Source organism: Furfurilactobacillus rossiae DSM 15814 (assembly GCF_000428925.1).
Taxonomy (GTDB): Bacteria; Bacillota; Bacilli; order Lactobacillales; family Lactobacillaceae; genus Furfurilactobacillus; species Furfurilactobacillus rossiae.
Map to the genome: position 1 here is coordinate 39,043 of NZ_AUAW01000016.1, position 13,508 is coordinate 52,550.

The window sequence follows — 13,508 nt, forward strand, 5'->3', positions numbered from 1 at the left end:
GAAAGCGGATACATATCAATGTATAATATTAGTTGTGTCGAGAAACTAACGTTAAAAAGTAAAAAAAGTGTGTTTAGAGGCGTAAATAAATGACTAATCATTATGAGACTGTAATTCCTAATCTAGATATTGGCGTTCGCTTTTATGAATCGAAGGTAAATGTCAGCGATTACGTGCCCTTTCACTGGCACAATAGTATTGAGTTAGTTTGCGTGCTAGAAGGCAAATTGACTTTTACCGTGGGTGGCAAGGCCTTCGAAATTGGCCCAAATCAATTTATGATTGTATCCTCAGGGGTCGTCCACGATGTTACCAATACACCTAACCATGCTTTTGTTTTGCAAATACCATTAGACTTTATTAGTACTTACGTTGGTAACCCCGAAAAGGTACACTTTCAAAATGGCGATCCGAAATCAAAAGCGTATCAACGGATATTAGAATTATTTATCCGACTGAATAGAACCGTTCAGTTAAAACAACCTGGATACTTGTTTGATTGCGGTGTAATAATCCTTTTAATGATTAAAATACTGATTCTAGATTTTTCAAATGGACAAACTAATGAAATAGATAATAAGGGTGTTATTAAAGAAATAATTGCGTTTATTGATGCCAGTTATTCGAAATCAATTACGCTCTCAAGTTTGGCAAGTCAGTTTGGTTACAACGCAAGCTATTTATCACGATTATTTAAAAGGCAAACTGGAATTACACTTGGACGCTATTTGTATAGTATTCGCTTGAGTGCATTTCATCGGGATTTGACAACGAGTGCGGAATCAATTGAGAAATTATACGAACAAAATGGTCTTAGAAATCCTGGATTGGCACGGAAATTATACAAACAAACGTATGGTGTGTTGCCGCACAAACTTAGGTGAAAGATCCTGTGAATCGAAAGCGAATGTTTTTAAAGTAATGACATAAATACAAGTACCCCCTGTTCTCTTTTTTTCGGGAACAGGGGGTACTTGTATTTAATATGGGTTTCAAAATAAACTGAGGTTTTAAATCAAAATCCCGTCACAGTGGTCGATTTCGTGCTGAATAATCTGTGCGGTAAAGTCGGTGAAACTAGCAGTCTTTGTCTGCCAGTCGGATGTTTGATAGCGAACAGTGATGTTGTGATAGCGTTTTGTGGGACGTTGGCCAGGAAGTGAGAGGCAACCTTCTGTTGTTTGGTAGGGGGCACTTTGGGTCGTGATGACAGGATTAATCATCGGAATCTGCATAGGGCCAAGTTGATAGACAATGATGCGTTTTGGCCGCCCAATCATGTTTGCGGCCATGCCAACGCAGTTATCCTGGTGAGCTTTTAATGTATCTAGCAGATCTGTGACAATTTGCTGATCAGTCTTTGTGGCAGGCATTGCAGGACGTTTTAATGTTGCAATATCGGTATTAATTGGTTGAATCATAAATAACCTCATTTGATTGACAAAGTTGTAACACATGCTAAAACACACATATGAAATAATTAACATATACTTTGATACTATTCGTTATGTTTTTTCCCGCGAACGACATGGTCTGCATGGGCCAGTGTTTCAGTCACGATATCTAAAATATGGGGGTCATCTAGTTGATAGTAATTGGCTTTACCAACACGTTTTGCGGTGACCAATTGATGTTTGCGCAGAAGGGCGAGCTGGTGAGAAACAACAGATTGTTCAAGTCCAAGTAATTCACTCAGGTCGTTAACATTTAGTTCACGTTGTTCCAATACGTACAAAATTTGTAGTCGTGATGGATTACTGAGTAGTTTAAAAATACGGGTCGATTCATTCAAATGAAATGAGTCAATCAGAATTGGTTCTTTGGAATTTGTCATAACGAATCCTCTCGTTTCATATCATATGTTGAGTTTAGCATGACGCGGGAATCGCGTAAATATCAGTTAGGAGGCAGTGCATGTTTCAAGCAATCTTAACCGGAGCGACCGTCTACATTTCGACGAGGATTGATTACCTCGTGATTTTAATGATCATCTTTGGTTTGACACGTCGATCTGATAAGTGGCTGGTGTACTTTGGGAATCTGCTCGGTACGACGATGTTAGTCAGCGTGAGTTTGATTTTAGCACTGATATTGGGTTTCGTACTCAATGAATGGGTGCTTGGACTCTTAGGTCTTATTCTTGTGCTAATAGGGTTCAAGCAACTGTTTTTTGGCGACAATGATGATGATCATGCCATCGAAAATCGAATGAAAAAGAAGGCAAGCGTGATTATTAATGTTGACATTGTCACAATTGCAACGTGTGGTCCTGATAACATCGGCATTTATTTCCCGATTTTCACGCACACTCAACCAAATGAAATCGTCATTATTCTGTTAACATTTCTTGTGATGTTGACTGTATTCTGGTTGGCAGGGTATTAGTTGGTTAGAATTCCTGGCGTAGCAGGCTTCTTGAACCGTTTGAGTCGTTACATTATCAGTATCGTCTATATTAGTTTAGGTTTATATATTATGTGGGACAGCGGCACGCTGAGTCACTTTGTGTCAGCTGCAGTTGCATTAATCAGTTAGTTGTAGCAAACGAAAATTGAGCCCGGCAATTGTTGACGAAAATGATCGTCGCAACTGCCGGGTTCTTTTGATTGTTTGATTATTGTGAAGTAAGTACATTCAGCACGCTTAGTCTTTACCACGACCTGCTTGGAAAGATTCCCAGCCCTCACTGACAATAAAGTAAACCAGCACAAGTGCGGCCACAGAGTCGGCCCACCACCAACCGAATAGCGCGGTTAGAACGCCACCGACTAATACAGTAGCAGCCATATAAGCACAGGTGATATTGCACATCCCATCTTCCGCTAAAGCAGCTGAATGAAGTGCCTTGCCTAACGCGCGTTTGCGCAAAGTTAGAAATGGCATCAAGATAACGGACGCAATGGCGATTGCAATGCCGGAAAAACTTTGGTCTGCGGCTTGATGTGTGACTAAATTGAACAGCGAAACGCCAATGACATAGACGGATAGTAACAGGAGAACCGAGCCGACGATTAGTGAAGAGCGACGTTCAGCACGATTAATTTCGCTCTGACTTGCGCCATTTGCTTCTTTACGTAAACGCCAAATCAGTGTGCTACCTGAAATAATTTCTAAAAAACTGTCCAATCCAAAAGCAATTAATAATATTGAATGTGCCGTAATACCGGAGTAAAGACCGACTAGGAATTCAAATGCCATCCAGCCGGTTGAAAAGTACTCCGTGCGAATGCTTCGACGAACAAGCATGTTTGAATCAGCGTTATTTTGCATATTCTTTCTCCTCAATCGAGCCATTCAACGGACAACCTAATCTGAGGTTCAAATGGGGTTGCTTTAAACATGTTATTTTATTCATATGTTAATATTAACATTACAGTTCAGATTCGTAAACAACAATATTAAGTGCTGAAAATGGGCAAACTACGAATTTGCCGAAAAGAATGAGATAACGCTTGAATTAATTTTATTGGTATGGAAGAAAATAAATATGACGAAATTCTTTTGACGTGAACTGACGTAAAACACGAACTTTATTGATAATCTAAGTAGAAAATAAAACAGAAACCATTTTTTTGCGTGAAACATTGTAATTGGCTGTCAAAACGACAAAAAGTGATTGCATTTTGGTTTTTAAATGAGTACGATGTCTGTATTGAACACGAACTAATATCGCAATAAATAATTGTATTATTCGTGTTTATAAAAATAATTATGATGGGGTGACATAGTGGAACGGTTATTCGGATTAAAAAAGGCAGGAACCACAGTCAGTACAGAAATTGGTGCAGGTTTGACAACGTTTTTCGCCATGTCATATATCCTGTTTGTTAACCCTCAGATTCTTGGACAAACTGGAATGCCTGTTCAAGCTGTGTTCCTGGCAACAATTATTGCTTCGGTAGCCGGAACATTGGTTATGGGACTTGTTGCAAACGTTCCTTATGCGCTAGCGCCAGGGATGGGACTCAATGCTTTCTTCACGTATACCGTTGTTATGAGTTTAGGCTTCAAGTGGCAAGCAGCGTTAGCGTTAGTTTTCTTCTGTGGCATTATTAATATTCTGATTACCGTCACCAAAATTCGGAAGATGCTGATTTCAGCAATTCCGATGAACCTGCAATTGGCAATTAGTGGTGGGATTGGCGCCTTCATTGCTTATGCGGGTTTGAAAAACGCCGGCTTTTTAAAGTTCACTTCAGACGCTGGCAATATTTTATCGATTAACAATAAAGCATTTTCTGGAACACAAGAAACATTCCACCATGGCATTGAGACGGTCGTAACTGGCGGTGGCATCGTGCCAGCATTGCAAAACTTCAATAATGCCAGCATCGTGTTAGCTTTGATTGGCTTAATCATTACAGTTTTATTGAAGGTTCGTAAAGTTCCGGGTGCGCTATTAATTGGTATCTTTGCAACAACGATTATCGGCATTCCAATGGGCGTCACCAACTTACACTTATCTAGTGCTTTTACGTTTGGCGCGTCGGTCAAACAGTTGGGAACAACTTTCTTAGCAGCATTTTCATCACAAGGAATGGGTTCGTTATTTTCTGACAGTCACCGCATTATTTTAGTGCTAATGACCATTCTGTCGTTTAGCTTGTCTGATATTTTTGATTCACTGGGTACCTTTATTGGAACTGGCCGTCAGACCGGTATTTTCTCAGGTGAGGAAGAATTACGTTTGGAAGCCGAACCAGGTTTTAAGTCTAAACTGGATAAGGCATTGTTCGCCGATTCGATTGCAACGGGGGTTGGCTCACTGTTCGGTACATCTAACATTACGACGTACGTTGAAAGTTCAGCCGGAATTGGTGCTGGTGGTCGTACTGGTTTAACAAGTGTCGTCATTGCTATTCTTTTCTTGGCCAGCTCAGTTCTGTCACCATTGTTGTCAATTATTCCTACAGCCGCAATTGCGCCATCACTAATCTTAGTCGGCATCATGATGATGAGTTCATTCAATAAGATTCCGTGGGGCGATCTGGAAGAAGCAATTCCCGCATTTATGACATCATTGATGATGGCCTTTGCCTATAACATTACATATGGAATAGCGGCAGGATTTATCTTCTACTGTTTGATTAAGACTGTGATGGGTAAGGCAAAGACGGTGCATCCATTGATCTGGATCGTGTCTGTACTGTTTGTTATTAACTTTGCAGTATTGGCATTTATTTAACGGTTAAAATCAGTTGCAGATGGATCGATAAAATACCCGAGCCAGTATGTATGAATTGATAAGAAGGTATGGAATGATCGTTAAAAGTAGAAAACTTGGCAATTCAATTACTGTGACTCTTCCAGAAGAGTTAAATGTGCCAGAAAATGTTGAGTTTGAACCTAGCGTAGATAGTAACGGAAATGTTTTTCTAAAAAGGATTCCGGGGTTCAATGAAGAGAAAACTCAGGATATTCATCTGTTTATGGACCAGTTCAAGCCGTTGATGGACAAACTAAAGGATAAATAATTCAATTCCGTTTACTATTTAGTTTAGTTGTTACGAATTCTAAAGATAATAATCAAGCTGCGAACATTTGTTAATTAATAGAAGTTAACTTGTAATAAAAAGTGTCGCTTGCTATAAATAGCGCGACTGTTCAGATTGTCCTTAATCAGTTTGCCCAGTCGCCGCAAACGTGCTATATTATGCTTACTAATTTAATGAATTCAAACCACCGCCGGGTGGGCACAGAGTGCAATTACTGATTTCGACAGGCTATAGAGAAATCAGCAATCGCACTCTTTTTGTTTTCATGAGGAAAGTAGGAGGATTTGAATATGGCATGGATTGAGTTAATGATTGCAGGAGTGTTTGAAGTTGTGTGGGCGACGGCGATGAAATTGAGCAACGGCTTGACCAAAATGAACTACACGGTGGCAACGGTAGTGGGGATGATCATCAGCTTCTTGTTGCTGGCACGGGCCACGAAGAGTTTGCCACTTAGTTTGGCCTATCCGATTTGGACGGGCGTCGGTGCTGTCGGTTCCATTGTCGTGGGCGTTCTTTTCTTCGGCGACAAGATTCCGTTAGCAACATGGTTTTTCGTTGCGCTACTGCTGATCGGTATTATTGGTATTAAAGTGACAGTGGGTGATTAATCCATCTTATGATAGGTATCGTTTTTGAATGAAAAACCACAAAAAAGTGATGGTCACTTCAGTGCCATCACTTTTTGTATGCATTTTCATCGAAAAATTATTCATTTGAAAGTTTTTCTAGTAGGGGGCTAAACGATGCCTTGAAGCGTTGCAATTGTTGAGGGTTAGTGTGATTCAAAATCCCCATGATTTTATCTAACGTATTATCTTCGGGAGAAGGTGTGAACACATACATGTGTAAGTCAGTGTTGTCACCGACGATGAAGTTGGTTTCATCAAAATGAACCTCTCCAGTATCTGGGAAGATCATTGTTTTACCGCGTTCAGCTTCAGGCACGATATCATGTTGCGTCCACAGTTGACTAAATATTGCGCTGTCATGACGAAGAGCGGTTACAAAAGCGGTTAAATCCTGATCATCCGTTTGACTAGCATACATTTGACGGAAGCGGCCGACCATATTATGGGCAACAATTGGCCAGTTAGTAATTACCTGAGCAAATGCATCATCGGTAAACATTTCACGCAATAGGTTTTCATGCACTAGTGGGTGGCCAACTACTTGAGTAGCAAACACATCTGCTAACTGATTAACGGCAACAAAATTCCACCGTCGATCAATAACGATGACGCCAGATAGCGGCCAACTGTCAATTGTGCGCTGTAGCATCGTGTTGATTGTTTCAGTAAAGGGTACTGGCGTATCGGGTTGAGCGACACCGGCTAGCGTATAAAAATGATTAGTTTCGCTTTCGGTGAGTTTGAGGGCGTTAGCTAAACTGGCAACGACCTGATCGGAAATATGGATATCCCGTCCCTGTTCCAGCCATGTATACCACGTTAGACTGATGCCGGCTAGTGTGGCAACTTCTTCCCGCCGTAATCCGGGTGTTCGACGTCGACCAATAGTGGGCAGGCCAACCTGGTCGGGTTGCAAACGTGAACGACGCGTCACTAAGAAATCCGCTAGTTCTTGTTGTCGGGCTGTTGTCATCTCTCAAGTCTCCTTAGCTGTTAGTTTATATACTAGTATAAACTAACAGCTTAAACTATTATACAAACTCGTTATAATTGCTTTTGTAAATGAGGTGAACGGCATGAGTTGATGTGAGTTTGAGTTTCATGAACTGAGCTAGTGCCGACATTAATTTTACCCAAGCAAATAAATAATCGGTATCTTACATGGAGGTATAACAAATGAAACAGGCATTTGTCACAGGTGGTAACAAGGGACTGGGTTTTGAAATTGCAAAGCAATTAGGCCAACAAGGGTGGCAGGTTATTATTGGGTCCCGCGATGCAAAGCGTGGGGAAGAAGCGGTCAATCAATTACGTGCGGCAGGTTTAGAAGAACCACAATCTGTTGAGTTAGATCTCAGTAATTCGCAAACAATTCAGGCAGCCGCTAAAACAATTACTGATAATTATCACGAGTTACAGTTACTCGTTAACAACGCCGGTATTCCCGGCGATATGAGAGTTGCGGGCATTGAGACGACGATGGCAGATTTGCGAGAGACGATGGAGGTCAATTTTTTCGGGACGTTCGAATTAACCCAAGCACTGTTTCCACTGTTGAAACAAAATCAGGGGCAAGTTGCCAACATCACGATTCCTACGACACCAAACAAATTGTTTAATCCGTTTGCCTATCAAACGAGTAAGGGCGCCCAAAATGTAATGACAACTTCCTTAGCCACTTTGTTTGAAACGACTGATACACCGGTTGAAATCTTCAGCGTTCATCCGGGACCGGTATCCACGGACTTGAACGGCAACCTGCAGGCCGACTTTATGCAGTCCGCTGAGGAAGCGGCCGCTGGCGTTGTCCGTTTGATTACGAGCGAAGAGCCTAAGCAAGGGGCATTTTTGGAAGTTAAGCCTGCGATTGGGTAAACAGCAAAGGTTGTGTAGCAGTGACCAAATTTAAGAATATAAAGAAGGCTTCTCGATACCCAAACCGGTGTCGAGAAGCTTTTAGTTTGGCTCTTTGGCATCGCGAAGCTTTTGATGTAATGGGTCAATTATTCATTAATGAGCACCCTGTCATCTTATTAGCGAAAAAGAATAAAGCTGATAAGTGTACACAAGTATCACGTCTAAAATTTGTTTGTAATTAGCTAATTATCAAAGCTTTGACAAATTTTAGAGGTGAACTATGAAAATAATTGCAGATTCAAAATTTCGGGGGCCTGACAAAAAAAGAGCCCGCCAATGGTTAGTCAATGGGGTATTGCTGACGATGGCCGGTGCGGGAACAATTGCAGCAACGGTCACAACAGGGCATGCCGATACTAATACTAGTCAGGCAGCCGGCACGGAAACACCAAGTAGTGCAGCGACTTCTGTACCTCAATCTGTAGTGCTGTCAGCGGGCAGTGTCGCATCAAATCAGTCCGCAAGCGCTGCCACCAATTCAAACAGTGAATCAAAAAATAGTGATCAATCGATTCCATCTCAAGCCAAATCGGTGAGCCAAGAAACGCAATCGAGTTCAGCAAATGTTGAGCAGCAATCAACGGATAGTTCAGCGGATGCTCAGAATCAGGCGGGCACGATACAAAAAGTGACAGTTCAGACAGCGGTTAATGTCGATTCCACATCGGCGAGCGCAAACACCCAAGCAACGATGCGTGCGGCACGGGCCGATATTGCCGTCTCGACGGCGGCTTCTGAAGCCGTTCAAGCACCGTCAGAAAACGCTGCTATCTGGATGCCTGATGCAACATTGCGCGCATTTGCAGAATCCCAAGCCAATCACGAGTTTGGTGCCGTGGTTAACGATGATAATCTTTACCAATACATCGGTCGTATTCAAAATCTGACATCTCCAGAAAGTGCTAACAATGGCATTAAGAGCTTGGCAGGCTTGGAGTACGCGCAGACATTGCAGACGCTTCAGCTATATAACAGTGAACTGGGTTCAGACGGTATGGTTGATTTAAGCAATTTAGCTAAACTAAATTTGATTTCAATATTCAATGATCAAACGTTGACGGGAACTGTCGATGAATTTATTAATAAACACCTTGGCGCTGACAACGATCTTTGGACAATCCAACTTGTTAACGACAGTCTGTCAGGTACAATTCCAGACTTGCATAATTTCTTGAAATTACGAACGCTCATTTTAGCAGAGGATAACCTTACCGGTACAATTCCTGATTTGAGTTATTTACCCAATCTTTTGGTTGTCCAATTTTTTAATAATCAATTGACTGGTGGCTTAGATGGATTAATTAATTGCTCGAATGTATTTGATATCAGAGTTCAAAATAACGATCTTTCAGGTGAACTACCCGATTTGAGTGGTCTTGATTTGAGTACTCGTTTTGACTTTCGATATAATCACTTCACAAGCAGCGCGACTGGGTTACAAAAGAATGCTGGTTGGACCTATGGTGTGGGTCAGGGTGTTCAGGCAGGAACTTATCAAATTGGTAAGGGGACAAACGGATTTGACCCAATTACTGGCTATTTGTTTGGTGCGACCGACTATTCAAATGGTGTAACACCGGTAGCAGATTATCACTATACCGTCCGAAACTGGACGACGACTGTCGCGGGTACTTATGTTTATCGAGTAGAGAACGGTAAACTTACCGATGTTTCAAATGCTTTCGATATTGTTGCGGATCCAAATGATCCTAGTGGCTTTAAATTAGTGCCAAACACGGATTTACCAGATGGCAGTTACATGGTCTACGTAACAGGTTCAGATATCGCGCCTAAAGTGACTCCTGCCGCCGGATACTCAGCATTTTTATACTTTAATTTGGTGAATGTTAAGCCCACTGACCCTGACAATCTCGGTCAACCAGATAATCCAGACAACCCCGATAACCCTGATCAGCCGGAAAATCCTGGTAATCCCGATCAGCCGGACGATCCAAATGAACCGGATCAACCAGAAAAACCGCAGATTCCTGATAAACCTGATGTTCCACAAACACCAGAAAATCCTGATACCAACGAAACAACGACACCTGAAAATTCGGCGGCGTCACAACAATCTAATGAGACTTTTGATGTAGTCACGAGTGCTAACAATGAGCAAACTGCTAGTGCTACTAATGATAGTTTGGCGGGCTCGGCAGTGGCATCTGTTGCGAAAGCCGCAGCAGTCCAGAGTTCAGTTACGCCGTCTCATGCTAATCCATCCCAGCATTTGGAACAGTCGAAGACTGACCAGCGGCATGAGTTACCAGCAACATCGCAGCAGTCTTCTTCCATTTGGACTGCAATTGGTCTGAGCATTTTATCACTGATGTCGTTTGGTTCACTGACCGGTGGTTACCGTCGCCGCCATTAACCTGATTGATTACAATTTCGGAAATCAATTTCACTAGACAGACGCTGTGCCATCTCGTATTCTAGGGTTGTAATGGATACAACTCGGGGAGGGGTTATTATGCAGCGTCAGCAACATCAAAGATCGAATTCAAAATGGTGGCTTATTGCTTTAGTTGTAATTTTGGTCGCGGCTGGTGGCTACTTTGTTGGCAAGGCAATGAATGGTGGTTCTGAGAACAGAAATACTGCTAGTAACGCTTCTTCATCAACAAGTTCTGCCGAACGTCGTGATTCAGAGGATACATCATCTTCTAACTCGACATCTGAACACCATGCCTCAATGATGTCACGGCATTCGGGGATGATGAGTGATCACTCCAGTATGATGAATAACGATCATTCATCTAGCAAAAATAATGACACCACGACTGCGGTCGGTCCCTACTCTGTTCCAACAGAATCAATGAACGCAGTGAGTTCGTTTCAATATCGTGGGGTGAATGTCCCTGCCTCACTAGATTTGTCGTTTAATAATCAGTCGGGCGCTGGGACCGCGACATTTACGTGGCGTGGTTCAGACGGCAGTCAACCTGCCGTTTACAACGTGATGTATGAAGAAATTCCGACGACGCCAATTCGTGTGTTCGGCGCTAGCAATAATGCCGTTCGGACAGTCAAGGTGAATACCCGTATTCATATCGAAGGATTGAAATCAGGTGACAGTAGCGAGATCGATACGGCTGGTGACCTTTATGCGTTTAAAAATCGCGATGGCGGTATCTCAATCGCCACGCCAAACTATGCTGGCAACGTTGAACCGGATGAATAAGATGTCATGCAGGAAATCGTGCACCGTTAATTAAATTTCTAAGCTCGTTTGCGCACCAACTGTTTAATCGGTTGGTGCGCTTTTGTTTGGTTTCGCGAGGCCTTAATAAAAAGTTAAGAACTATCACTGAACTTAAAATTAACGCAATAAAAACTTAATCGTCCCTAAACTCTGGAAAAATTTCGTACACTCATACCAGTTTATTAACGGAGCAATTATTCAGGGGGAACCATCTTATGGACAGTGAATCACAAGACAACCGCATGAAACGTCACCAATCGAAGCACCGCACACGAAACATCATTCTGGCAGTCGTTGCCGTGGTTGTGCTCAGTGTTGGCGGCTATAGTTATCACGTGTTTAGCAGCGTGGAACGGTCAACTAGTAAAATGTACAGCGCATCGGGGATTAAGAAGAGTCGAAATGTGAGCCAGTTAATCAAGGAACAAAAGCCAATTTCGATCTTGTTATTGGGCACAGACGTTGGCGCCCTAGGCCGTGATTCAAAAGTGTGGGCCGGTGGTCGCACGGATTCAATGATGTTGGTGACCATTAATCCCAAGACGCAAACGACGACCATGATGAGCATTCCACGTGATTCGCTGGTGGTGGTTAGCGGTCATGAGGATCAATTTCCAACGAAGATCAATGCCGCGTATTATTTTGGTCAAACGAAAAGCACGATTGCGACTGTGCAAAATATGTTTAACGTGCCAGTCGATTATTATGGCTTGCTGAATATGGGCGGCATGGAGAAACTGGTCAACGAGGTCGGTGGTGTCGACATTGTGCCACCATTGACGTTTACGTATGAAAAGCAACATTTTACTAAGGGTAAACAGATTCATGTCAACGGCTCACAAGCCTTGAAGTTTACCCGGATGCGTTATCAGGATCCCGAAAGTGACTATGGTCGGACGTTGCGACAACGGATTGTCATTCAAGCACTGTTGAAAAAGGGAAGCAAGTTAAATAATCTGTTGAATGATAAATTTATTGATTCCTTGGCGAGTCAATCACGGACAGATTTATCCCTGAGTGACTTAATGGAATTAGCTAAATCGTACAGAACTGCCACCAAACACGTTGTTTCAGATCACGTTCAGGGTGTGAGTGATGACATTGCCGGGCAGAGTTTTGAAATCTTGCCTCAAACGGAAAAGCAGCGTGTCACAAACAAGTTACGTAAAGGACTTGAAATGAGCGCTGCTACAACGGGTCCGCGTTTTGGTGAAGAAGTCCCAGCCGGCATGGAAGCTTACGTTCCTGACGCTGATTTTGGCGAAACAGCAGACACAAAATCGACCTGGGGTCACGATACGAATACCTCAAGTCAGTATAATAAAGCCTATGACCGTGACAATACCGGCGACTTAAACCCAAATTACGATGCTAATAATTAATTACTAGACACGGTCTATTTATGTTTGGTCCGCGGGCATGAGTCCGCGAAAGTGTTGGTATCATGGGGTTGCAACCATCAGTTGCCAGCCATGCTCGGAGGTATATCGTGCATCTTTTTCGTTAACCATTCACAATATAGTTAACGAAAGGGGAGCGATTATTATGATGCTGGGGCAACGAATTAAAGAGGAACGGGAACGGCGTGATTGGACCCAAACGCAGTTGGCAGATACATTGCATGTCAGTCGTCAGGCCATCTCTAAATGGGAGTTAGGGACTGCGTATCCGGATATCGAACGGTTAATTCAGATTAGCGATTTGTTCAGTGTCAGCTTGGATAGCTTAATTAAGGGGGATACAACTTTTCAAGAAAAAATCGTTGTAACGGATCATCATCGTGGACTGAGCTTTTGGGATTTTGCCGCTCGGTATTGGTGGATGGTCTTTCCAATCGGTGGCTTTCTCTACTGGTTTATTCCAGCTATTATTAGTGGCATTGTCGAGGCACTACATTAGGATCATACGCAAAACGAGTTTGGGACAAAACTCTTGAATAAAAAAGAAGGTTCGAAATCGTTTTTTGATTTCGAACCTTATTTTCGTACTATTATGTAGGCACAGAGACAATTCTCTGCTCATCCAACAGCGACTAAACAATTAGAAAGCGAGGTTATCTCCATGTACAAGAATTATAACAATAATCAAACCAGTTTGGCAGTGAATTTAGATTTTACGCCTAGTGAAAATCATGTGGTCACGGTGTTAAGCCGATTCGTAGACTCTATTCCTTTAAAAGACGTCATGAACGCAACTGCCGCCACTGGGCGGCCAGCCTATGATCCACGGTTAATGATGAAGATTCTATTGTTTGCGTAT

13 protein-coding genes and 2 pseudogenes are annotated in these 13,508 nt (G+C 42.5%); 11 read left to right on the forward strand and 4 right to left on the reverse strand.

Annotation, left to right across the window (positions count from 1 at the left end; translation table 11 throughout):
* Nucleotides 1-89 precede the first annotated feature (89 nt).
* Nucleotides 90-884, forward strand: coding sequence for an AraC family transcriptional regulator (locus G400_RS0110000; RefSeq protein WP_017261062.1), 795 nt, complete (start codon nucleotides 90-92; stop codon nucleotides 882-884).
* 126 nt (nucleotides 885-1,010) lie between these two features.
* Here G400_RS0110000 and G400_RS0110005 read toward each other — a convergent pair whose 3' ends face one another.
* Together G400_RS0110005 and G400_RS0110010 are read right to left on the reverse strand one after the other, a co-directional pair.
* Nucleotides 1,011-1,421 (reverse strand): peptide deformylase, encoded by a 411-nt coding sequence (locus G400_RS0110005; RefSeq protein WP_017261063.1) that lies wholly within the window; start codon nucleotides 1,419-1,421, stop codon nucleotides 1,011-1,013.
* Nucleotides 1,422-1,498: 77 nt separating this feature from the next.
* Nucleotides 1,499-1,834, reverse strand: a complete 336-nt coding sequence (locus tag G400_RS0110010; protein WP_017261064.1) for an ArsR/SmtB family transcription factor — start codon at nucleotides 1,832-1,834, stop codon at nucleotides 1,499-1,501.
* An 80-nt stretch (nucleotides 1,835-1,914) separates the two neighbouring features.
* Here G400_RS0110010 and G400_RS15030 point away from each other — a divergent pair.
* Nucleotides 1,915-2,535 (forward strand): annotated as a pseudogene (locus G400_RS15030) (cadmium resistance transporter).
* Nucleotides 2,536-2,643: 108 nt separating this feature from the next.
* Here the strand turns inward: G400_RS15030 and G400_RS0110020 are convergent.
* Nucleotides 2,644-3,270 (reverse strand): cation transporter, encoded by a 627-nt coding sequence (locus tag G400_RS0110020; protein ID WP_017261067.1) that lies wholly within the window; start codon nucleotides 3,268-3,270, stop codon nucleotides 2,644-2,646.
* Nucleotides 3,271-3,727: 457 nt separating this feature from the next.
* On the opposite strand from G400_RS0110020, the gene G400_RS0110025 reads away from it, so the two are divergent.
* The 3 genes from G400_RS0110025 (at nucleotide 3,728) to G400_RS0110035 (ending at nucleotide 6,106) form a co-directional block, all read left to right on the forward strand.
* A complete protein-coding gene (locus G400_RS0110025) occupies nucleotides 3,728-5,185 on the forward strand; it encodes an NCS2 family permease (RefSeq protein ID WP_017261068.1) in 1,458 nt (485 codons plus the stop codon).
* 73 nt (nucleotides 5,186-5,258) lie between these two features.
* Nucleotides 5,259-5,474, forward strand: coding sequence for a hypothetical protein (locus G400_RS0110030; RefSeq protein ID WP_017261069.1), 216 nt, complete (start codon nucleotides 5,259-5,261; stop codon nucleotides 5,472-5,474).
* 311 nt (nucleotides 5,475-5,785) lie between these two features.
* The gene (locus tag G400_RS0110035; protein WP_017261070.1) at nucleotides 5,786-6,106 is read left to right on the forward strand and encodes a DMT family transporter; all 321 of its coding nucleotides are present in this window, start codon (nucleotides 5,786-5,788) and stop codon (nucleotides 6,104-6,106) included.
* 97 nt (nucleotides 6,107-6,203) lie between these two features.
* Here the strand turns inward: G400_RS0110035 and G400_RS15035 are convergent, their stop codons facing one another.
* A complete protein-coding gene (locus G400_RS15035) occupies nucleotides 6,204-7,100 on the reverse strand; it encodes a helix-turn-helix transcriptional regulator (protein ID WP_017261071.1) in 897 nt (298 codons plus the stop codon).
* A gap of 203 nt (nucleotides 7,101-7,303) precedes the next feature.
* Here G400_RS15035 and G400_RS0110045 point away from each other — a divergent pair, with 203 nt between their 5' ends.
* The 6 genes and pseudogenes from G400_RS0110045 to G400_RS0110070 all read left to right on the forward strand — a co-directional run.
* Nucleotides 7,304-8,002 (forward strand): SDR family NAD(P)-dependent oxidoreductase, encoded by a 699-nt coding sequence (locus tag G400_RS0110045; protein WP_017261072.1) that lies wholly within the window; start codon nucleotides 7,304-7,306, stop codon nucleotides 8,000-8,002.
* Nucleotides 8,003-8,264: 262 nt separating this feature from the next.
* The gene (locus G400_RS0110050; RefSeq protein ID WP_017261073.1) at nucleotides 8,265-10,418 is read left to right on the forward strand and encodes a hypothetical protein; all 2,154 of its coding nucleotides are present in this window, start codon (nucleotides 8,265-8,267) and stop codon (nucleotides 10,416-10,418) included.
* A 99-nt stretch (nucleotides 10,419-10,517) separates the two neighbouring features.
* Nucleotides 10,518-11,228 (forward strand): hypothetical protein, encoded by a 711-nt coding sequence (locus tag G400_RS15810; protein WP_017261074.1) that lies wholly within the window; start codon nucleotides 10,518-10,520, stop codon nucleotides 11,226-11,228.
* A 236-nt stretch (nucleotides 11,229-11,464) separates the two neighbouring features.
* Nucleotides 11,465-12,631 (forward strand): LCP family protein, encoded by a 1,167-nt coding sequence (locus G400_RS15045; protein WP_017261075.1) that lies wholly within the window; start codon nucleotides 11,465-11,467, stop codon nucleotides 12,629-12,631.
* Nucleotides 12,632-12,794: 163 nt separating this feature from the next.
* Entirely contained in the window at nucleotides 12,795-13,148 is a 354-nt protein-coding gene (locus G400_RS15050) for a helix-turn-helix domain-containing protein (RefSeq protein ID WP_017261076.1), read from the forward strand.
* A gap of 162 nt (nucleotides 13,149-13,310) precedes the next feature.
* Nucleotides 13,311-13,508: pseudogene (locus tag G400_RS0110070) on the forward strand (IS5/IS1182 family transposase); the annotation flags it as partial.

Bases quoted from the DNA above. Each gene is read 5' to 3' on its own strand.
- G400_RS0110000 (WP_017261062.1), top strand. From the start codon at position 90: ATGACTAATCATTATGAGACTGTAATTCCTAATCTAGATATTGGCGTT.
- G400_RS0110005 (WP_017261063.1), bottom strand. From the start codon at position 1,421: ATGATTCAACCAATTAATACCGATATTGCAACATTAAAACGTCCTGCA.
- G400_RS0110010 (WP_017261064.1), bottom strand. From the start codon at position 1,834: ATGACAAATTCCAAAGAACCAATTCTGATTGACTCATTTCATTTGAAT.
- G400_RS0110020 (WP_017261067.1), bottom strand. From the start codon at position 3,270: ATGCAAAATAACGCTGATTCAAACATGCTTGTTCGTCGAAGCATTCGC.
- G400_RS0110030 (WP_017261069.1), top strand. From the start codon at position 5,259: ATGATCGTTAAAAGTAGAAAACTTGGCAATTCAATTACTGTGACTCTT.
- G400_RS0110035 (WP_017261070.1), top strand. From the start codon at position 5,786: ATGGCATGGATTGAGTTAATGATTGCAGGAGTGTTTGAAGTTGTGTGG.
- G400_RS15035 (WP_017261071.1), bottom strand. From the start codon at position 7,100: ATGACAACAGCCCGACAACAAGAACTAGCGGATTTCTTAGTGACGCGT.
- G400_RS0110045 (WP_017261072.1), top strand. From the start codon at position 7,304: ATGAAACAGGCATTTGTCACAGGTGGTAACAAGGGACTGGGTTTTGAA.
- G400_RS0110050 (WP_017261073.1), top strand. From the start codon at position 8,265: ATGAAAATAATTGCAGATTCAAAATTTCGGGGGCCTGACAAAAAAAGA.
- G400_RS15810 (WP_017261074.1), top strand. From the start codon at position 10,518: ATGCAGCGTCAGCAACATCAAAGATCGAATTCAAAATGGTGGCTTATT.
- G400_RS15045 (WP_017261075.1), top strand. From the start codon at position 11,465: ATGGACAGTGAATCACAAGACAACCGCATGAAACGTCACCAATCGAAG.
- G400_RS15050 (WP_017261076.1), top strand. From the start codon at position 12,795: ATGATGCTGGGGCAACGAATTAAAGAGGAACGGGAACGGCGTGATTGG.